Annotated in this window: 9 protein-coding genes and 2 pseudogenes; 7 read left to right on the forward strand and 4 right to left on the reverse strand. The window is 66.2% G+C overall.

Features of this window, described 5'->3' with window-relative positions:
- Positions 1-47: 47 nt before the first annotated feature.
- From ACY0PA_RS32260 to ACY0PA_RS32270, 3 genes are all read right to left on the reverse strand, one after another.
- Positions 48-884, reverse strand: coding sequence for an ATP-binding cassette domain-containing protein (locus ACY0PA_RS32260; RefSeq protein WP_473081006.1), 837 nt, complete (start codon positions 882-884; stop codon positions 48-50).
- Positions 881-1894, reverse strand: coding sequence for an ABC transporter permease (locus tag ACY0PA_RS32265; RefSeq protein WP_473081007.1), 1014 nt, complete (start codon positions 1892-1894; stop codon positions 881-883). Before ACY0PA_RS32265 ends, ACY0PA_RS32260 begins: the two co-directional genes overlap by 4 nt.
- Positions 1895-2029: 135 nt before the next feature.
- Complete coding sequence (locus ACY0PA_RS32270; protein WP_473081008.1) at positions 2030-3046, reverse strand: substrate-binding domain-containing protein; 1017 nt, start codon at positions 3044-3046, stop codon at positions 2030-2032.
- A 247-nt stretch (positions 3047-3293) separates the two neighbouring features.
- Here ACY0PA_RS32270 and ACY0PA_RS32275 point away from each other — a divergent pair, with 247 nt between their 5' ends.
- The 3 genes from ACY0PA_RS32275 (at position 3294) to ACY0PA_RS32285 (ending at position 7331) form a co-directional block, all read left to right on the forward strand.
- Positions 3294-4256 (forward strand): carbohydrate kinase family protein, encoded by a 963-nt coding sequence (locus ACY0PA_RS32275; protein ID WP_473081009.1) that lies wholly within the window; start codon positions 3294-3296, stop codon positions 4254-4256.
- Between the two features lie 204 nt (positions 4257-4460).
- Positions 4461-7022: a GH32 C-terminal domain-containing protein gene (locus ACY0PA_RS32280; protein WP_473081010.1), complete on the forward strand. Its 2562-nt coding sequence runs from the start codon at positions 4461-4463 to the stop codon at positions 7020-7022.
- A gap of 15 nt (positions 7023-7037) precedes the next feature.
- Positions 7038-7331, forward strand: a complete 294-nt coding sequence (locus ACY0PA_RS32285; protein WP_473081011.1) for a putative quinol monooxygenase — start codon at positions 7038-7040, stop codon at positions 7329-7331.
- Between the two features lie 227 nt (positions 7332-7558).
- On the opposite strand, the pseudogene ACY0PA_RS32290 reads toward ACY0PA_RS32285, so the two are convergent.
- Positions 7559-7756 (reverse strand): annotated as a pseudogene (locus tag ACY0PA_RS32290) (CorA family divalent cation transporter); the annotation flags it as partial.
- Positions 7757-8638: 882 nt separating this feature from the next.
- Here ACY0PA_RS32290 and ACY0PA_RS32295 point away from each other — a divergent pair.
- The 4 genes and pseudogenes from ACY0PA_RS32295 to ACY0PA_RS32310 all read left to right on the forward strand — a co-directional run.
- A pseudogene (locus ACY0PA_RS32295) lies at positions 8639-8845 on the forward strand (IS110 family transposase); the annotation flags it as partial.
- A gap of 1075 nt (positions 8846-9920) precedes the next feature.
- On the forward strand, positions 9921-13715 hold the full coding sequence (locus tag ACY0PA_RS32300) for a LamG-like jellyroll fold domain-containing protein (RefSeq protein WP_473086494.1): 3795 nt from the start codon (positions 9921-9923) through the stop codon (positions 13713-13715).
- 163 nt (positions 13716-13878) lie between these two features.
- Positions 13879-20334: an RHS repeat domain-containing protein gene (locus tag ACY0PA_RS32305; protein WP_473081012.1), complete on the forward strand. Its 6456-nt coding sequence runs from the start codon at positions 13879-13881 to the stop codon at positions 20332-20334.
- Positions 20331-20588, forward strand: a complete 258-nt coding sequence (locus ACY0PA_RS32310) for a hypothetical protein (protein WP_473081013.1) — start codon at positions 20331-20333, stop codon at positions 20586-20588. Before ACY0PA_RS32305 ends, ACY0PA_RS32310 begins: the two co-directional genes overlap by 4 nt.
- Positions 20589-20698 lie beyond the last annotated feature (110 nt).

Here is a 20698-nt window from a genome sequence, read left to right on the forward strand (position 1 = left end):
TTCCGGCCGCGGCCTCGGCCGGAACCTGTGAGTGCTTCGGTCGTACGTCAGTTGGCCCGGACGCCCGCGGCCTTCGCTGCCTCGGAATCCGCTACGACAGTATCCCCGGCCGCGTCGACGGTGAGTGCGCCGGTCATGATGGCGACGACCTCGGCCATCGTGTAGTCGGCCGGTTTGATCACGGCGGCGCGCCGGCCCAGCCGGTGGACGTGGATCCGGTCGGCGATCTCGAAGACGTGCGGCATGTTGTGGCTGATCAGGACCACCGGCATGCCCTTGTCGCGGACGCGGCGGATGAGATCGAGGACCTGGCCGGACTCCTTGACGCCGAGGGCGGCGGTGGGTTCGTCCATGACGACGACGGAGCGTGCCCAGGCGACGGAACGGGCGACGGCCACGGCCTGCCGCTGTCCGCCGGAGAGGGTCTCGACCGCCTGCGTGAGCGAGCGCAGACCGATCTTCAGGTCGGCCATGTGCTCGGCGGCCTCCTGACGCATACGTTTCTTGTCGAGCATGCGGAAGGCGCTGCCGAGGACGCCGGGGCGGCGCAGTTCGCGCCCGAGGAACATGTTGGAGGCGATGTCCATGGAGGCGGCCACCGCGAGATCCTGGTACACCGTCTCGATGCCGTGCGCGCGTGCGCTCTGCGGGCCGGAGAAGCTGATGGGCTTGCCATGGAGGCGTATCTCGCCGGCGTCGGGGGCGACCGCCCCGGTGAGGGCCTTGATCAGGCTGGTCTTGCCGGCTCCGTTGTCGCCGATGACGGCGAGCACCTCGCCGGGCAGCAGGTCGAAGTCGGCGCCGTCGATCGCGGTGACGTGGCCGTAGCGCTTGACCAGACCGCGGGCCTGCAGGACAGGCGTGGGGGAGTCGGTGGTGGTCATCGGGCCTTCTTCCGGGAGAGCTGGTCGACGGTCACCGCGAGGATGACGAGGACTCCGGTGATCAGGGTCTGGTAGATGGAGGCGACGCCCATCAGCTGGAGCCCGTTGCGGAAGACGCCGACGATGAGGACGCCGATGAACGTGCCCAGGACCGATCCGCGCCCGCCGAAGAGGCTGGTGCCGCCGAGGACCACGGCGGTGATGCTGTCGAGGTTGTCCGTCTGCCCCGCCTGGGGATCACCGACTCCGGTGCGGGAGACGAGCAGCAGGGCGGCGATGCCGTACATGAGGCCCGCGACGGCGTAGATGCCGATGGTCAGGCGGGAGGTGCGGATGCCGTTGAGCCGCGCCGCTTCCTGGCTGTTGCCCAGGGCGTAGACGTGCCGGCCCCAACCGGTGCTGCTCAGCGCGTACGCGAGGAGGAGGAACAGGGCGATGGTGACCAGGGAGCCGTAGGTGATGTCGGTGTGCCCGAGCGGGAACGTCCGCCCGAGGGCCGTCAGTGGGCCGGGCAGGTTGGTGACCGTCTGCTCCTTGGAGTAGATGTGGGTCAGCGCGAACGCCACGTTGAGCATGCCCAGGGTCACGATGAACGGCGGCAGCGGGATCTTCTGCACCAGCAGCCCGTTGAGCAGACCGAACCCGCCGCAGACGACCAGGCCCAGGGCGATGGCGAGCAGCGGCGGCAGGGAGCCCTCGGCCGCCATCTTGGCGATCACGATGCTGCCGAACGCCATCACGGCCCCGCACGACAGGTCGATGCCCGCGGTGAGGATGATCAGCGTCTGCCCGATGGCGAGGGTGCCGACGACCATGACCTGCTGCACGATCAGCGAGAAGTTCCCGCCGGTGAGGAACTGGTCGGTCGACAGGGAGAAGTACACACAGGCGAGAAGAAGAGCGACCAGCGGGCCGGTGGTCGGTTGCGTGAGCAGTCTGCGGGCCATGGTCGGCGCTTTGAGTCCGGCGTACGGCGATGACGTGCTCGGGGGCGTGGACGTGGCGGTCATGCGAAGTCCTTGTCGGAAGACAGAAGTCCTTGTCGGAGGACAAGAGGGGGCGGCCGTCCCGGCCCGGTCGGGGAGGTGCAGGGCCGGCCGCCCCGCTGAGGGGGAGGTGGTGTCGTACGGTCCTCGGGGCCGGGCTCAGCCCCAGCAGTTCTCCAGGCCGTAGTCGGTGTCCTTGGACGTGACCACGGCCTGCGGCTTGTCGGTGATCAGGGTGACGCCGGTGTCGGTGTAACCAGACGCCTTCTTGCCGTTCTTGGCGTACTTGAGGACGGCATCGACACCTTCGGCGGCCATCTTCAGCGGGTACTGCTGGGACGTCGCGGCGATCTTGCCGTCCTTGACCGCCCGGGTCCCGGCGCAGCCGCCGTCCACCGAGACGATCAGAACGTCCTTCTCCCGGCCCTTGGCCTTGAGCGCGGTGTACGCGCCCAGGGCGGCCGGTTCGTTGATGGTGTACACGACATTGATGCCGGGCTCCTTCTGGAGGCAGTTCTCCATCGCGGTCTGGCCCTTGGCCTGGTCGCCACCGGTGTCCTGGGCGCAGACGACGTCCTTGTCAGTGGCGCCGAAGCCCTTCAGGAAGCCCTTGTGGCGCTGGACGCCGACGGAGACGCCGGGCGCGAGGTCAAGGGTGGCTATCTTCGCCGTCTTGCCCTTCATGGTGGCCTTGGCGTACCCGCCGATCAGCTCGCCGGCGTGGAGGTTGTCGGTGGCGAAGAGGGCGTCGACCGCGCTCTCCGGATCGGTCGGCGTGTCCAGCGCGATGACCAGGACGCCCTTGGCGCGGGCCTTCTCGATCGCCGGCACGATCGCCTTGGAGTCGCTGGGCGTGATCAGGATGCCCTTGACCCCGGCGGCGACCATGTTCTCGATGGCGGTGACCTGCCCGGCGTTGTCCCCGTCGAACTTGCCCGCAGCGGTCATCAGTTGGGCGCCGTTTTCCTTGGCGGCCTTCTTTGCGCCCTCCTTCATCTTCACGAAGAACGGGTTGGTGTCGGTCTTGGTGATCAGCCCGACCTTGACGCTGCCCGAAGCGGAGCCGGCGGTGTCCGTTTTGGAGCCGGACCCGCAGGCCGTCAGGGTGAGGGCCGCGATGCCCGTGCATGCGGCGACTCTGAGGAGGGAGGGGGTCAGACGAGTGGTGCGCGACATGAACGACTCCTGCGGGATGGCGAGCGGCGCGGTCGGCATCGAGGCATGCCGTCCGAGGTGTCATCGTTGACGTATGTCATCGTTGACACCGCATGGCGAGGATGATGGACTCCGCATCCTGGAAACGTCAATGCCCCGCACCCGTCACAAATCGGCAACGCTCGTGGCCGCCGCCCGCCCGTAGCCATGCGAAAGCTGCCCGGGACATGCCCGTTTCGCCCGTACGTTCGTCAGAGGAGAGCAGCCCATGAGCTCGCGTCAGATCACGGTCCTGGGGGAGTGCGTCGCGGACGCGTTCACCGAACCTGCCAGCACCTCGAACGAACTCACCCTGCGTGTCCTGCCCGGCGGCGGACCTGCGAACACGGCCGTGGCCCTGGCTCGGCTGGGCACCCCGGCCCGCTTCCTCGCGCGCCTGTCCGGCGATGTGTTCGGCCGCCTGTTCCGGGCCCACTTGGAGGCGTCCGGGGTGGACCTGTCCTACGCCGTTCCGGCCACTGAGCCCAGCACGCTGGCCGTGGCGGAGCTGGACGCCCAGGGGCAGGCGGCGTTCTCCTTCCACGCGCAGAACACGGCCGACTGGCAGTGGAGTTCGCTGGAGCTGGCCCGGGTGGACCTCTCCGAAACCGCGTGTGTCCACACCGGGTCGCTGGCCCTGGTCCGCGAGCCCGGCGCGGCGGCGGTGGAGGAGTTCCTGGCAACGGCCGCGCCGCAGGCCACGATCAGCATCGATCCCAACGTCCGGCCGCTGCTGGTGCGCCCCGAGGTCTACCGCGCCCGGCTGGCGCACTGGTGCGGCCTCGCGGATGTGCTGCGGCTGAGCGAGGACGACCTGGAACTCCTTCTGCCGGACACGTCGCCCGAGCAGGCGTGCGACATCTGGCACGCCGCAGGGGCACGGCTCGTCGTGATCACGCGAGGCGCCGACGGCGTCCTGGCCTCACTCGACGGCGAACGGCTGGAGGTGCCCGCGGTGGCCACGCGGGTGGTCGACACGGTCGGGGCCGGGGACTCCTTCACCGCCGGTCTGCTGCACCACCTCGGCGCACGCGGTCTGCTCGGGGGCCGGCTCACGGACCTCCGTCTCGGCGACGTCGCCGAAGCCTGTGTCTTTGCCACCCAGGTCGCGGCCCTGACCTGCTCGGTCGCCGGCCCCAACCCGCCGTGGCAGAACCAGTTGGCGCAGCTCGTGACCGCCGACGGCGCCTGACGAGTAGGCGAGCCGCGTCGGCCAATCCCGCCCGAACCGTTGACGCATCGGCCGTCATGCGCACATCATCGGCCGATGTCATCGATGACAGAGTCAACGATGACACCCCTTGCGGCGCCGTGGACGACGGCGCCGACAGGCCGTCACTTCCGGTCCGTCCGCAGCAGGCTGCGCCGCGCGGACGGCAGCAGCACAGGAGACATCATGAGCTCTGGACGTGTATCCCGGCATGCCCGCACACGGATGATCGCGGCGGTGGCGACCGTCTGCGCCCTGTCCGCGGCCCCGCTCGCTCCTCAGGCCGTCGCTGCCGAGACCCCGCCGTACTCCGAGACCTACCGACCCCAGTTCCACTTCACGCCGGAGAAGAACTGGATGAACGACCCCAACGGCCTCGTGTACTACGAGGGCGAGTACCACCTCTTCTACCAGTACAACCCGGGCGGCAACTCCTGGGGCAACATGTCCTGGGGGCACGCGGTGAGCACGGACCTCGTGCACTGGAAGCAGCTTCCGCTCGCCCTGTCGCACGACGACCAGGAGATGGTGTTCTCCGGCAGTGCGGTCGTCGACCGCGACAACACCACCGGCTTCGGCACGAAGAAGAACCCGCCCATGGTGGCGATCTACACCAGCCACTCCAAGGACACCGGCAAGCAGGCGCAGTCGCTCGCCTACAGCACCGACCGCGGCCGCACCTGGACCAAGTACCAGGGCAACCCCGTACTCGACATCGGCTCCAAGGAGTTCCGCGACCCCAAGGTTCAGTGGTACGCGCCCACCAAGAGCTGGCTGATGACGGTGTCGTTGTCCACCGAGCACAAGGTGCGGTTCTACTCGTCCAAGAACCTCAAGGACTGGAGTCTGCTCAGCGAGTTCGGGCCGGCCGGCGCGACGGGCGGGGTGTGGGAGTGTCCCGACCTGTTCCCCCTCGCGGTCGACGGCGACGAGAACAACATCAAGTGGGTCCTGGTCGTCAACATCAACCCCGGTGGTATCGCGGGCGGTTCAGCCGCTCAGTACTTCGTCGGCGACTTCGACGGCAAGAAGTTCACGCCCGAGGACAAGGGCAGCTACACGCCGCCCAGCGGCACGGTGATGCAGGACTTCGAGGGCACCGACTTCGGTTCGTGGACGACGACGGGCACCGCGTTCGGCCAGGCACCGGCAGCCGGGGCAGTGGACGGTCAGGGCACGGTCGACGGCTTCGACGGCAAGGGCCTCGCCAACAGCTTCCACGCGGGTGACGGCTCCACCGGCACTCTGACCTCGCCCTCCTTCACCGTCGACAGCCCGTATCTGAACTTCAAGGTCGGCGGCGGACGGCACCCGCACGTGCCCGGAACCGTCATGGAGCAGGGACCGCCGCCCGTGGGCACGGTCCTCGCCGACTTCGAAGGCGGCACCTACGGCGACTGGACGACAAACGGAGACGCCTTCGGCACCGCACCGGCCACCGGCACGCTCCCCGACCAGCAAGAGGTCTCCGGGTTTCTGGGCGACGGCCTGGCCAACAGCTACCTGAACGGCGACTCCACCACCGGCACCCTCACCTCACCCGAATTCACCATCGACAAGGACCACATCAACTTCCTCATCGGCGGCGGCAACCACCCCGCCGGCTCCGACAACCCGGCCGTCGTCGAACTCCTCGTCGACGGCAAGGTGGTACGCAGCGCCACCGGACAGGACGCCGAGGCACTCAACTGGGCGTCCTGGGACGTCCGAGACCTCGCCGGCCAGAAGGCGCAGATAAAGATCGTCGACGACAACACCGGCGGCTGGGGCCACCTCAACGTCGACCACATCATGCTCTCCGACACTCAGGCCCAGCCCGTCTCCCAGGAGACATCCGTCAACCTGATCGTCGACGGCCAGGTCGTCCGCAGTGCCACCGGTTCCAACAGCGAGACGCTGGACTGGGCTTCCTTCGACATGCGCCCTTATGCCGGGAAGAAGGCGCAACTCCAGATCGTCGACATGAACACAGCCGGCTGGGGCCACCTCCTCGCCGACCGGTTCACCACTGCCGAAGCCCCCGCGAAGTCCGTCGTACAGCGCGCCGACTGGGCCGACTACGGCAAGGACTACTACGCGGCGGTGTCCTGGGAGAACGCCCCGGGCGGCAAGCGCTACATGATCGGCTGGATGAACAACTGGGACTACGCCGGCGCCATCCCCACCTCGCCCTGGCGGAGCGCGCAAAGCATTCCCCGGGAGATGGCCCTGCGCACCATCGACGGCCGTGTCCGGCTGACCAGCAAGCCGGTGAACAGCCTGACATCCCTGCGGCAGGATCCCCCGGCGTCCGCGACCGGGGTCACCGTCAAGGACACCTCCCAGCCCCTGATCGGCCCCGCGGCCAAGGGCAAGGCGCTCGACATCGAGGCGACCTTCTCCCTCAAGGACGCCGAACGGTTCGGCCTGAAGGTGCGCACCGGCGCCGGGGGCGAGGAGACCGTCATCGGCTACGACACCACGACGCAGGAGCTGTACGTCGACCGCACCCACTCCGGCGCCGCGGACTTCAACAGCAGCTTCCCCGGCGTCCAGACCGCGCCGCTGAAGGCCAAGAACGGCCAGGTGAAGCTGCGGATCCTCGTCGACTGGTCGTCCGTCGAGGTCCTCGGCGGCAGCGGCGAGGCCGTGATCACCGACCAGATATTCCCCGACCCCGCCAGCCAGGGGGTGCGGGTCTTCGCCGAGAACGGCTCGGTGAAGCTGGACCAGGCCCGCGTCTGGCACCTCGACTCCTACCGCGACTGACAAGGACACAAGACCATGAAGAAAACCCTGCTCGCCGAGTTCACCGCCCGAGAGGGAGCGGAGGGCGAGGTCTCTCGCCTGATCCGGGACTACGCCGAGACGGTACGCGAAGAGGCGGGCAACCTCGCCTTCGATGTCTACACCAAGGCGTCCAACCCGCGCGCCTACTGGATCTTCGAGATGTACCGGGACGAGGGCGCTTTCCAGGCACACCTGAAGGCCCCGTACGGCGGTCCGTTCAACACCGCACTTGCACCGCTGATCGAAGAGGACGCCTCTGTGCTGACGTTCCTCGACCCTGCGGCCTGATCGCGGCCGGCCCGCCTCGCGGGCCGACGCGCTCCCTTGAGGGCCCGTCGCCGAATCAGAGGGCGTTCGTATGAGCGCAAAAGCCCTGGTCAGGAGTCCATCGGGGGCAGGGCGAGGAGATCACCCGCATCACTTCTCCCCAAGGACTCCCCAGGGCCGATTCCGGCCCGATCTGTGACCGATGCGAGAGCAAACGTCAGAGAGGAACTGGGCGCGGCATGAGGGGCTCAGAGCCAGTCCCGCCGCTTGAAAATCACGTACAAACTCGCGCAAACCACCCCCATCAGGCCGATCGCAAAGGGGTATCCGAACCTCCATCCCAGCTCCGGCATGTTCTCAAAGTTCATGCCGTAAATAGTTCCAACCAGTGTGGGAGCAAACAGGATCGCCGCCCAGCTCGAGATCTTCTTGGAGTCCTCTACCTGGCCCCGCTGACCAGGGGGTTTGCGTGTTGGAGGTGCCCCGACCTGCGCGTACGCCTCTTTCTAGGTCTTTCGGGTTCGTGCGGTCTTGTGTAGCTGATTCTCCCCAGCCGCTCCCCAAGGAGCTCGATTCTCCCCGGATTCTCCCCAGCGAGCGCGCCTGCATGGGCTATCGACGGGGCCGAAGGGGCGGCTCGCTTGGCAACTCTATGTGCTGAACGGGGCGGTGTTCAGGTCCCGGTGGCGCTTGTCTAATCCTGCGCCGTGGCGGGGATCGTTGGAGTTGTCTCGACGTGTTGTCGATAACGCACCATGTGGAGTGCGTCGCGATCCTTGAGTCCACCGGAAAGGGCCGCTGACCTGCGCTCTTAATGGGTGCGCATGATGTGCGCTATGTGCATTACAGGCGATATCTTGACGCTGAAATGACGCTCTCAGGGGTATCTTGACGCTCGTTCTGATGGTGCGTCAGGTACGCCGTTGGGCTGGTCAGGGGCTGCTGGGGCGACGGATCTCCGTGTAGCGCCGAGAGTGGGTGACGCTGCATGTAGAGCGCCCGGCTTTGCTGGTCAGCAACTCAGCGCGCCTTCGGTGCGCGCCGGGGGCGTGGTAAATGGTGTTGGCGTAGGGCGAGTGCTCCTTGTGCGCTCTGACGGTCCGGCGCCGTGGCCGCGATCATGATTGTGGGCTGGTCGTTCCGGTCGAAACCGAGTCCTCTGTGACGCTGTGCAGCTCGTTGGTCAGCATGGTGCTGAGGGCCTTCCACGGGAACCGTGGAGTGTTGCTGTGAGCACGGGTGTCAGATTCCCGATTTGCCCTGGCCCTCCCGGGGCGGCCGGCCTCTGGGGCGGAGCCGTCCGCCGTGACGGAAAGGGGGAGCGGGGCATGGACGTACCGCACGAGCGGTGCGCGGGAATGGACATCAGCAAGAAGGACGCCAAGGTCTGTATCCGGGTGCCCGGTATGAAGCGCCGGGGGTCGTTCACCAGCGAGATCACTACTTGGGGCGCGACCACCAATGTGGTCCTGGAACTGCGGGACCACCTTGTGGCGGCGCGGGTGACGCTGGTGGTGATGGAGGCGACGTCCGACAGCTCTGCCTTCGTCCCCTCCGACACCCCCGCATCCTGCGACCCAACAGCCCACGAAAACCGACGAGTTATTGATCGGCAGGCCCCTGGGCAAGCTCCGCTATGTCGTCGAGTGGACCTCCGCCTGGCTGTACCAATCTCTTCGGTGGTCCCGGTGTGGTCGCCGAACACCTCAAGAGTCCTGTGCTGCTCACGAGCGCATTGAGTCGACGGTCTTCCTCCAAGTTGGCGAGTTGCGCGTGCCGTGAAGCGTTTGCGGCCAGGTGGGTTCCGTCAAGACTTTCAAGTCTACGTAAAGACGCCGAGAGTTGGGCCGGCAGGTCGCGCGCCGGATGTGGTGGCGGCTTTGCGTAGATGGTGGATGCATCAATGGTTGTGGAGTGGGGCATTCCGGGTGGTTGGCTCGACGGGGAATGGCTGAAACTCGACGGAGGTCGAGGGCGATGGTCTGGCTGTCGGCCCTTGACGCCCTTGTGTGGTGCCTGGATAGAGTCCGCCCACTTTGAAGGGCTTGTGGCTCCGGGGTGGGGACTTGCGGAGTGGGGAGGGGTGTAGGGATGCGTGCGTCTGCGTGGCGTCGGTGCGGCAGAGCGGGGATGGCTGCTGTTGCCGGGGCATTGTTGGCCGCTGTGATTCAGCCAGTGGTTTTTGCGGCACCCGCGCATGCTGCGCCCGCGGTCAGAGCGGCATCTGGCTCAGTGGCGCAGAAGACGGCCGAGACGGAGTCGGCGGCTATTCAGGCTGCGGAGTCGAGTGACTCCAAGGTGGAGGTCACGTCGCTGCGCAGTGAGTCTGGTGAGGTATATGCCACGCCGGATGGGCAGTTGGAAGCTGTGCAGCATCTGAAGCCGGTGCGCACGCGTGTTGACGGCGGCTGGAAGGCTGTCGATAACACGCTGGTCAAGCATGCGGACGGGAGCGTGGCGCCGCAGGCGGCGGCGGTGGGTCTTGAGTTCTCTGGGGGAGGGTCGGGGCCGCTGGCGACGCTGGAGCGTGCGGGGCGAAAGCTGTCGTTCACATGGCCGACGGCCCTGCCCACCCCGGTACTGGACGGGGACAGTGCGCTCTACAAAGACGTGTTGCCAGATGTTGACTTGAAGGTGCGCTCGGCCACGGACGGGTTCTCCGAGCTGCTGGTGGTTAACACAGCGGACGCGGCGAAGAACCCGGAGCTTGCCGAACTGAAGTTGAAGATTGACTCACCCGGCCTGGACCTGAAGTCGACAGGCGAAGGCGGTCTGGAAGCTGTGGACGAGGCGGCCGGCGGCGTCGTGTTCCAGGCGCCCAAGCCGATCATGTGGGACTCCGGGCAGCCGGCAACTGGGGCCCGGACCCTGTCTGCGCAGGACGAGGCAGCCGCCGCTGGCGGCGAGGACGGACCCGGCGACTCCTCGAATGTGGCACCGATCGGCGTTGCGGTCTCGAGCGACGGCAGCCAGTTGAGCCTGACACCCGATCAGGGTCTGCTGACCAGCTCGGACACAACCTTCCCGGTGTACATCGACCCGCAGACCTACACCCCCAAGGCGGGGGAGTGGACGATGGTGTCGAAGTACTGGGCGTCATCGCCGCAGTGGCGCTTCAACGGCGACTCGGATGCAGGAGTCGGGTATTGCGGTTGGGATTACTGTGCGCCGTATGACACGAAGCGCCTCTTCTTCAAGTTCCCCACCTCGCGCTTTGCCGGGAAGTCGATCATTTCGGCGACGTTCGTGGGGCATGAGACGTGGTCGGCGTCGTGTGACGGTCGTTCGGTGCAGCTGTGGCGGACGAAGTCGTTCAGTTCGTCCACGACGTGGAACAGTTCCGATGACAACTGGCTGGACCTGCTGGACTCGAGGGATGTGGCCAAGGGCTACAGCGCCTCGTGCCCGGGTGGGGACGTGGAGTTCGATGCGCTGGCCGGAGTGAAGTACGCGGCTTCGCACAACTCGTCGTACACCTCGTTCGGCCTGCGTGCCGGCACGGAGACGGACAAGTACGGCTGGAAGCGGTTCTCCGATGACGCGTATCTGCGGGTGAAGTACAACGCCCCCCCGAAGCAGCTGTCGATGAAGCAGCTGTCGATGAACCCGGGGGCCACCTGTCACAAGCCGGACAGCAAGGTACGGGTGCGCTCCCTGCCGAAGATCATGGCGAGCGACGTGAAGGACCCGGACGGAGATCAGGTCAGCGTGCAGTTCTCGTTGTGGTGGGACGCGGGCAGTGGCTTCAAGTCGCAGTGGACCTCGGCCAAGATCGGCCCGAAGAAGTCCGGATCGGACTTCAGCTCCCAACTGGCCGAGCAGATCACCAGTACCAAGAAGATCCCGAAGGACACGACACTGGCCTGGTACGCCCGCGTGGAGGACTACGACGAGGGCAAGTACTACAGCTACTCGCCGTGGTCAGGGGCGGGGTCGGCGACCGGCTGCTATTTCGTGTGGGATACCTCCGTGCCGGCCGGGCCGACGATCACGTCCGGGGACTATCCGGCGGCCGACGACAGCAACCCCGATGACCCGGCGTATGACGGGGTGGGCCGGTATGGCACCTTCACGGTCAAGGCGTCCGACACCGATGTGACGAAGTACTTGTACGGCGTGAACGAGGATCCGTCCTCGGACAACGAGGTCACCACCTCGGGCGGCGCCGCCAAGACGATCAGCTTCCGGCCCACCCGGTCCGGCACCAATTTCGTGTACGTGCAGGCCTTCGACTCAGCTGGTAACGGCAGTGAGCGTTCGAGCTACCAGTTCCGCGTGAAGGCGGGGCAGCCCACCCGCGCCCAGTGGAAACTCGATGACGACGCCGGCGCCACGCAGGCGGCGGGCACTGCGGGAGAGCGCACGCTCACCCCGCACGGCGGTCCGACCCTTGGGGTGGACGGCGCCAAGGGCAAGGCAGTGGCGTTCGACGGCACGGACGACTACCTGGCCTCCGACATCCCGACGGTGGATACCTCGGTCGGATTCTCCGTCTCGGCGTGGGCGAAGCTGGACAAACTGCCGACCAGCGCCGCCGTGATCGCGGCGCAGCCAGGTAACAACTCACCCGGGTTCGAGCTGTACTACTCCCAGGGACGCAACCGATGGGCGTTCAACCAGTACACGTCTGACACGGCCTCGGCCACGCCGGTCAGGGCGGAGCAGGCAGCAGCCGGTGGCGTCTCGGTCGGGACGTGGACCCAGCTGGTCGGAACGTTCAGCACGACCACGGATGATCTGCGGCTGTACGTCGACGGCAAGTTGGCGGGCACAGTGGCCTATGACTCGCCGTGGGATGCGCGGCGTGGTCTGCAGATAGGCGCGGGCTCCTACGACGGTGCGCCGGGCGCGTTCTTCCCCGGTGCGATCGATGATGTCCGCCTCTTCGACAAGCCGTTGGCCCAGGATGAGGTGACAGCGCTGTTCGCCAAGCAGGACTCGGTCGGCTCGGGCCGACCGGCCCGCGCTGTCTTCCCGCTGGACGAGCCGGCCACCGATGCGGACGGCAACGCCACTACCCAGGTCACCGGGCAGGCGCAGGTGAACCCGGCGGTGTTCAAGGGCGGCGCCAAGCCCGGCCAGACCGGACGCGACGGCAAGGCGCTGTCGCTGGACGGCATCGACGACTACGCGACGACCACTCCGCACCTGAACAATCAGCGCAGCTTCTCCGTGGTGGCCTGGGCGAAGCTCGCCAAGACTAAGCCGACCCACGCGGCGACGATCGTGGCGCAGACGGGCACGACCAAGCCCGGGTTCGAGTTGTACTACTCACCCACCTACGGGTGGTCGTTCAATCAGTACAGCTCGGACGACGCGTCCGGCACCCCGCAGCGGGCCGCGCAGGGCAGCTCCGACATGGCGCCGGGCGGAGAGTGGACCCAGGTCGGCGGCACCTACGATGCGGTCGACAACTACCTGCGGCTCTATGTGCAGGGCCAGTACATCGCACGGATCAACTACTCCACCCCCTTCTACGCGGGCGGGCCGTTGCAGATCGGGGCCAGCAGCTACATCGGTGCGGCGGGCAGCTTCTTCCCCGGTCAGATCTCGGACGTACAGACCTACGATCGGGCCCTGTCCGCACCGGAGATGGCCGAACTCTTCGACGACCAGGTCAGTGTGGAGGGCCGCTGGAAGCTGGACGCGGCCTCCGGCTCCCCGGCCATCAGCGCCGACGACGTCAGTCGTGAGGACCACACCAACCGGCCGCTCACCCTGGGCTCTGGCGCCAGCATCGACGCCACCGGCAGCAACAACATGGTCGGCACCGGCGGCCTGCTGCTGAACGGCACCGCCAACGGCTACGCCTCCATGAGCAGTTCACCGATCGACACCAGCGCCAGCTTCACCGCTTCCGCGTGGGTGACCGCACCCGCGAGGCCGACGAAGCCGGTGACGGTGATGAGCATGGCCGGGGCGAGCACCAACGGATTCGTTGTGCGCTATGTGCCTGATGCCACCGACCCGGCCAACGCGGGGCGCTGGCAGCTGCAGATGGCCGGCAGCGACGCGACCAACGCGGTCACGTCGACGGCCGAGCACAACAACTTCCAGAACAACAGCTCGTGGAACCACCTCGCAGTCGTCTACGACGCCTACGCCGGGCAGATGCGTCTGTACGTCGACGGCACGGTGCAGCAGATCCTGTGCGCGGACGACGACGATGACGGCACCCCCAATGACGAGGCCTGCACTGACAAGGTCTCCTGGGACTCCTCCGTCCTCCCCTTCGCCGCGACCAAGGGCTTGCAGCTGGGCCGGGCCAAGACCGTCACCAGCAGCTGGGGCGAGTACTGGTCCGGGGCCATCGACGACGTGTGGGTCTTCCAGGGCGCCGCCAGCGACACCCAGATCTCGGCACTGGCCAACGGTGACGACATTCCGACCAGCCCTGGCCCGTGACAGCAACGAGTGGGAGGCCGGCCAGCTGCGCTGGCCTCCCGCTCCAACGGACGCCGTTCGTAGGACGGGCAGCTACTACAGGCTTCTTCAGGCAACGATGCCCCGCCGAGCGGGGTCCACGGGACACGCCCGGCGGGGGATGACATCAGTGAGGGACACAGCCATGGCAGGCAGAGCGCACGGCCGGATACGTCGCAGGATCGCGTTGAGCATCTCCACTGTGCTGGTCGGCACCTTGTTGCAGGCGACCTTCACCGCCGATGCCGAGGCGAACACTCTGGCCAAGGTCCCCGCATCGGAGAAGCCGGTGTCCGGGCACAGCGTGAAGATGAAGCCGCGCAAGCGGGACGGTCTGCCCCGCGTACCGAAGACAGCGCCCAAGCACACCTGGGCAAAGCCCGGAGCAGCCACCGCCACACTCATGGCCGGTGCCAAGGCCCCGGCCCGAGCAGGCGATTTGCCGATCTCGCTTACTGCGGCACCACGTACTAAGACCGCGAAGACGGTCAAGGGGAACAGAACGAGCCGCCCGTCGTTCTCGGGCAAGGCCAGGGTCCGTGTCCTGGACGCCAAGGCCGCACGGCGCGCAGGGGTCAACGGCCTCATGTTCAGCCTTCAGGCGCAATCAGGCGCTGAGGCAGGACAGGCAGCCGTATCCGTGGACTATTCCGACTTCGCGGACGCGTACGGCGGTGCCTATGCAGCCCGACTGCATTTGGTACGCCTCCCGGCCTGTGCGCTCACCGATCCCGGGAGAGACGAGTGCACCGCTGCTAAGCCGCTCACCACGGACAATGATGCCAAGGCGCAGACTCTCTCGGCTCCTGCAGTGACTCTTGCCGCGACTGACAGCGCGGCTTCCACACCAGTGGTATTGGCGGTTGTCACCGGCACCTCCAGCGATCACGGAAGTTTTCAGGCCACGGCGCTTTCGCCGTCAGCTACGTGGAACACCAACCTGAACACCGGTGACTTCGGCTGGTCGTACAACATGCCCGTACCGGATGTTCCCGGCGGACTGACCCCCGAGGTCGGCTTGTCGTACTCCTCTGGCAGCGTCGACGGCCGTACCTCGAACACAAACAACCAGGCTTCCTGGGTTGGTGACGGGTTCAGTCTGTGGCCTGGGTCAATCGAGCGCACCTACAAGTCCTGCGACGAGGACGGGGTCACGAATGCCGACGGCAAGAAGCCGGGCGACCTGTGCTGGGCATACGACAACGCCACACTGTCCTTCAACGGACACTCCGGCGAACTGATCGCCACCGGCACCGACACCTTCAAACTGAAAGATGATGACGGCACCAAGATCGACCGTCTGACAGGAACCACCCGCGACAACGGCGACAACAACCAGGAGTACTGGCGCGTCACCACCACGGACGGCACCCGCTACTACTTCGGCTACAACAAGCTGCCCGGCTGGGCCAGCGGCGACGAGACCACCGACTCAACCTGGACCGTGCCGGTCTACGGTGACGATGCCGGCGAGCCGTGCCACGCCGCCACTTTCGAGGACTCGTGGTGCCAGCAGGCATGGCGCTGGAACCTCGACTACGCCGTCGACGTCCACGGAAACGCGATCGCCAACTACTACAACAAGGAAACCAACTACTACGCCCGCAACCTCACCGCAGCGGATGAGACTGCCTACGACCGCGGCGGCTACCTGGACCGCATCGAGTACGGCCTGAAGTCCTCGTCGATGTACGGCACCAAGCCGTTGGCCAAGGTGGACTTCACCTCCGCCGAGCGGTGCCTCCCCCAGGACGGGGTGACCTGCGACGCCTCGACGATCGACGACAAGTCGTTCTACTGGTACGACACCCCGTGGGATCTGAACTGCACCTCGGGCAAGGACTGCACCGCAGGGGCTTCGCCGACTTTCTGGACGCGCAAGCGCCTCACCGGCGTGAGCACCGGGGTGCTGCAGTCGGACAACACCTACGCTGCGATCGACAGCTGGTCCCTCAACCACAAGTGGGGTATGTCCGACATCGACTACCAGCTGCTGCTGGACTCCGTCCAGCACACCGGCAAGTCGGCCGCCTCGAACATCACCCTGCCCAAGGTCACCTTCTCCTATGACCAGCGGGCCAACCGCATGGATATCGCCGGCGACGACACCTCACCGTTCATCAAGGAACGCCTGGCGACCATCGATGACGAATCTGGCGGACAGACCGACGTCACCTACTCCACCGCCGCCTGCGACGCCGGAAACTTGCCCACGCCGCAGAGCAACACCACGCGCTGCTATCCCGTGTACTTCACGAAGTCGGGCGACGCCGACCCGAGTCTGCAGTGGTTCAACAAGTACGTCGTCACGCAGGTCCAGCAGACCGACCGTACTGGTGCCTCACCGGACATGGTCACCCGCTATTCCTACCTGGACGGTGCGGCGTGGCACTACGACGACGATGATGGACTGACCAAGGAGAAGTACAAGACCTGGTCCACCTGGCGCGGCTACGGCCACGTCCGGGTTCAGACCGGCGGCCAGGATCCGGTCGGCATGAAGACCCAGACCGACCACTACTTCCTGCGCGGCATGGACGGGGACAAGTCCGACACCAGCGGTGGAACCCGCACGGTCACGGTCAAGGATGACAACGGAGTCAGCATCACGGACGATCCCCCTCGGGCCGGCTACGAATACAAGACCGAGAACTACAGCGGCCCCAGCGGCAAAGTCCTGACCAAGACAACCAGCACCCCCTGGCACTACGAAACCGCCAAGCGGGTCCGCTCCTGGGGCACCACCACCGCCAACCTGACCGGCACCCAGAACAGCTACGGCTGGACCTCGCTGGACGGTGGCGCAGGCACGCAGTGGCGCAAGACCTACGTCTCCTACACCCACGAGCACACTGCCGGTCGCATCACCGTCCAGCACGACGCCGGCGACACCTCCACCGCCGCGGACAACGAGTGCACCCGCACTACCTACGTCGACAACACCACTGCCTGGATCCTCGAGGATCCGTCCCGGGTCGAGACCGTAGCCGCGGCCTGTGCCGACACTCCTGACCGGGCCAAGGCCGTGGTCTCCGATGTCCGCACGGCCTACGACGGCCAGGCGTACGGAGTGGCGCCGACCAAGGGCGACGCCACGCACACGGCAACGCTGAAGTCGCACGACGGCACCACCGCCACCTACCTTGAGTCCGGCACGGACTATGACGCCTACGGGCGGCCACTGAAGGTCACCGACCTCACCGGGACCGTCACCGCCACCGAGACCACTGCCCCTGTGCGCACCGACCGTACGGACGGACGGAGCACGACCACCACCTACACGCCGACCACAGGCTTTCCGACCACACTGGCCGTCACCACGCCGCCCGCCGCCGCCGGGCAGGCCACCACGGCGCAGACCACGACCTCGACACTCGATCCGCTGCGTGGACTGCCCGTCACCGTGCTGGACGCCAACAACAAGCGAACCGACCAGACCTACGATGCGCTGGGACGCAAGCTCAAGGCGTGGCTGCCCAACCGGTCCAAGGCCAACGGAGATACCCCCAACGCCGAATACACGTACACGATCGACGGCAGCGGCCCGATCGCGGTTGGCACCAAGACGCTGAAGAACGACGGTACCCAACGCACCAGCTACACCCTCTACGACGGCTTCCTCCGCGCACGCCAGACCCAGGCCCCCGGCCCGGATGGCGGACGCTTGATCGCCGACACCTTCTACGACGAACGCGGCCTGCCAGCAAAGCAGTTCGCCCCGTACTACAACACCAGCGCCCCCTCCACCGGCCTTCTCGCGCTGGACGACGCACTCTCGGTGGAGACCCAGACCTGGAACACCTACGACGGCCTCGGCCGCGTCACCAAAACCCAGCAGGTCGCCGGCAACGGCGACGGCGGCCAGGTTCTGGCCACGGCCACCACCGTCTACGGCGGCGACCGCGTCTCGGTCACCCCGCCCAAGGGCGGCACCCCCACCACCACAGTTGCCGACGTCCGCGGCCGAACCACGGATCTGCTGCAATACCACGGCGCCACCCCCACAGGAACTGCGGACACCACCCACTACGACTACGACCTTCGGTCCGGTCAGCTGTCGCAGCTCACCGACCCGGCAGGCAACAAGTGGACCTACGGCTATGACCAGCGCGGCAACCAGACCAGCGTGCACGATCCCGACAAGGGCGACGACACGTCGAAATACGACGACCGCAACCAGCTGATCTCCACGACCGACTCCCGCAACCTGACGATCACGCATGTCTATGACGACTTGGGGCGCGAAACCGAGACCCACGACGGCGACAGTGCCTCCGCCCCACTGCTGACCAAGCACGTGTGGGACCCGACCGGTTACAAGGGTCAGCTCACCTCGGCCACCCGCTACGTCGGAGGCTCCGCGGGCAGTGCCTACACCACGGCCTACAGCCTCTACGACAACCTGTACCGCCCCACTCGCACCACCGTCAGCATTCCCGTCACAGAGGGCGCGCTGGCCGGCTCATACCAGTCCAACACCAAGTACAACCTCGACGACACCGTCCAGTCGACCAGTTACCCGGCCGCGGGCAGCCTGACCAGCGAGGTCCTCACCCCGACGTACGACGACGTCATGCGCGTCAAGACGCTGGGCGGCACCGGCGGCGCCACCTACGTCACCGACACGCAGTACAGCTACACCGGCAAGCCGCTGCAGTACTCCTACCAGGCCACCGGCGCCAAGAAGACCCAGGTAACGAACACCTACGAGTGGGGCACGCAGCGCCTGGGCAATTCCAACGTCCGGCGCGAGGACGTCAACGGGACCGACAAGTCGGCGACCTACACCTACGACGAGGCCGGCAACATCACCTCGATCAAGGACGTCGCCAGGGACGGCACCGACAACCAGTGCTACAACTACGACTACCTCGGCCGCCTCACTGAAGCCTGGGCCCAGTCCACTGAAACCTGTGCCGGCGCCCCCGGCAGTAGTGCTCTCGGTGGGCCCGCACCGTACTGGCAGTCCTTCACCTACGACCTGGTCGGCAACCGTAAGACCGAGACCGATCACAACGCTTCAGGTGACAGCACCAAGGACGTCAAGCGCACATACACATACCCGGGCGCTGGCACAGCCCAGCCCCACAGCCTCACCGAAGTCGCCACCACAGGTCCCGACGGCAACACGACAGCCGGCTACAGCTACGACAAGGCCGGCAATACGCACATACGCACAATCGGCGGCGACAACCAAACCCTCGACTGGGACAGCGAAGGCCACCTGGCCAAGGCAACTACGGACGACGGCAACGGCGGAACCAAGACCACGTCGTACCTCTACGACGCAGACGGATCCCGGCTCATTCGCCGAAACGACGCCACCACCACCCTCTACCTCGGCAACACCGAACTCACCCTCGCCAAGGGTGCCGCCACTGCCAAAGCCACCCGCTACTACAGCCTCGGCAGCGGTAACCAGGCCGTTCGAACCGACGACAACAAGCTCTCCTTCCTCGTCGCTGACGGGAACGGGACCGCTCAACTCGCGGTCAGTGCCACCGATCTGACACTGCAGCAGCGCCGCTCTGCCCCCTTCGGCGGTAGCCGAGGCTCAGAGCCGACAAGCTGGCCAGGAAGCAAGGGGTACGTCGGAGGCACCGACGACACCGACGACACGGGGTTCACCCACCTGGGCGCCCGTGAATACGACCCCACCACCGGTCGGTTCATCAGCGTCGACCCGCTGATGAACCCCAGCGAACCGCAGACTCTCAACGGCTACGCCTACAGCGGCAATAGCCCCGTCACCTACGCCGACCCCAGCGGCCTGTGCCGACCGGACGAGTGCGGCATCGGCGTCCCCTACGCAGACGGCTCCGGACGAATCATTACCACCGGCCCGGTCGACCCCGGCAACAGCTCGGCTGGCTACTGCCACTACGGAGTCTGCAGCAGCACCAAGACCACCACCCTCAGCAACGGCACCGGGCGCACCACGACCCGCTACTTCGACCTCGGCCAGAAGACGCTGTTCACCACCCACGTCGACCACAAGCCCCCGGTCTTCCACGGCTGGGCCATGGGCACCAACCCCAACTACGACCCCAACGTCAGCGACGGATTCAACCGTCACCTCTCGACCTGGCAGAAAGTGCTGATCGGCATCGCCGGTGGCATTGGTCTGGTCGCAGCTGTTGGTCCTGTCGCGGCGGCCCTCGGGCCCGAAGTCGCGGTGATCTGCTTGGCTAACCCTGCCGGCTGTGCTGAATTCGTGTCAGAAGTAGGGACCGGCGGCGCCGCTGGAGGCAGCGCGCCCTCCGGAAGTGCCTCAAGCGAGCTAACGCTGTACAACAGGGGCTTCGCTAACCGGCAGAAACTCAACATGCATATTCCGAAGCTCGTGACTCCAGGTGGTCGAACGCTCAGCATGCACGCAGCAGAGCGTGTAGCGGGATCGGGGCCCGGACGTCCACCAACAAGCCTGAAGGTTGTCGACTACATACTCGACAATGCAACTAAGGTGAAGTACGACCCGGTTCGGAGAACTATTCAGGTGCGAGCGATGCAGCTGCCTGGGAAGCCCTTCGTTGCCATCAGTGCTGATGATCCGAGCCGTGTCGTGACTGTCATGATCCCTAAAGAGATAGAACTTCCGTGACTCCAATCGAGAAGCTAAAACGAATTTCACAAGAATTCATTGATGGGCGAGACCGCTCAATGGCAAAGGTCGGAGAAATTGAGGAGCTCTTGATCGTTGAATTTCTTGAGACCGACCTGTACGAGAAACTCGCGGAGCCAGTTGCGCTCTATCGGCCCGGTGAGGGAAGTCCCTACTATGACGAGGAGGAGATGGCGCAAGCGTTGCGAGAGGCCCTGTATCCTTCATCCGCGGCAGATGGTGATTGCCAGTGATCAGGCGCGCAAGGTGCTTGGTGCCGACAATGCCCATCTAAATGAAACGGCCACCGCTGGCGCCCGCCTCCCCGCAGCACCGTGAGTTCCGTGCCCGCGTCCACCTGCCC

This window comes from Streptomyces sp. DS1-CR2 (assembly GCF_055760475.1).

What these genes read in the sequence shown, in the direction of transcription:
- ACY0PA_RS32285 (WP_473081011.1), top strand. Translation starts at nt 7,038, where the DNA reads ATGAAGAAAACCCTGCTCGCCGAGTTCACCGCCCGAGAGGGAGCGGAG.
- ACY0PA_RS32265 (WP_473081007.1), bottom strand. Translation starts at nt 1,894, where the DNA reads ATGACCGCCACGTCCACGCCCCCGAGCACGTCATCGCCGTACGCCGGA.
- ACY0PA_RS32305 (WP_473081012.1), top strand. Translation starts at nt 13,879, where the DNA reads ATGGCAGGCAGAGCGCACGGCCGGATACGTCGCAGGATCGCGTTGAGC.
- ACY0PA_RS32280 (WP_473081010.1), top strand. Translation starts at nt 4,461, where the DNA reads ATGAGCTCTGGACGTGTATCCCGGCATGCCCGCACACGGATGATCGCG.
- ACY0PA_RS32260 (WP_473081006.1), bottom strand. Translation starts at nt 884, where the DNA reads ATGACCACCACCGACTCCCCCACGCCTGTCCTGCAGGCCCGCGGTCTG.
- ACY0PA_RS32270 (WP_473081008.1), bottom strand. Translation starts at nt 3,046, where the DNA reads ATGTCGCGCACCACTCGTCTGACCCCCTCCCTCCTCAGAGTCGCCGCA.
- ACY0PA_RS32275 (WP_473081009.1), top strand. Translation starts at nt 3,294, where the DNA reads ATGAGCTCGCGTCAGATCACGGTCCTGGGGGAGTGCGTCGCGGACGCG.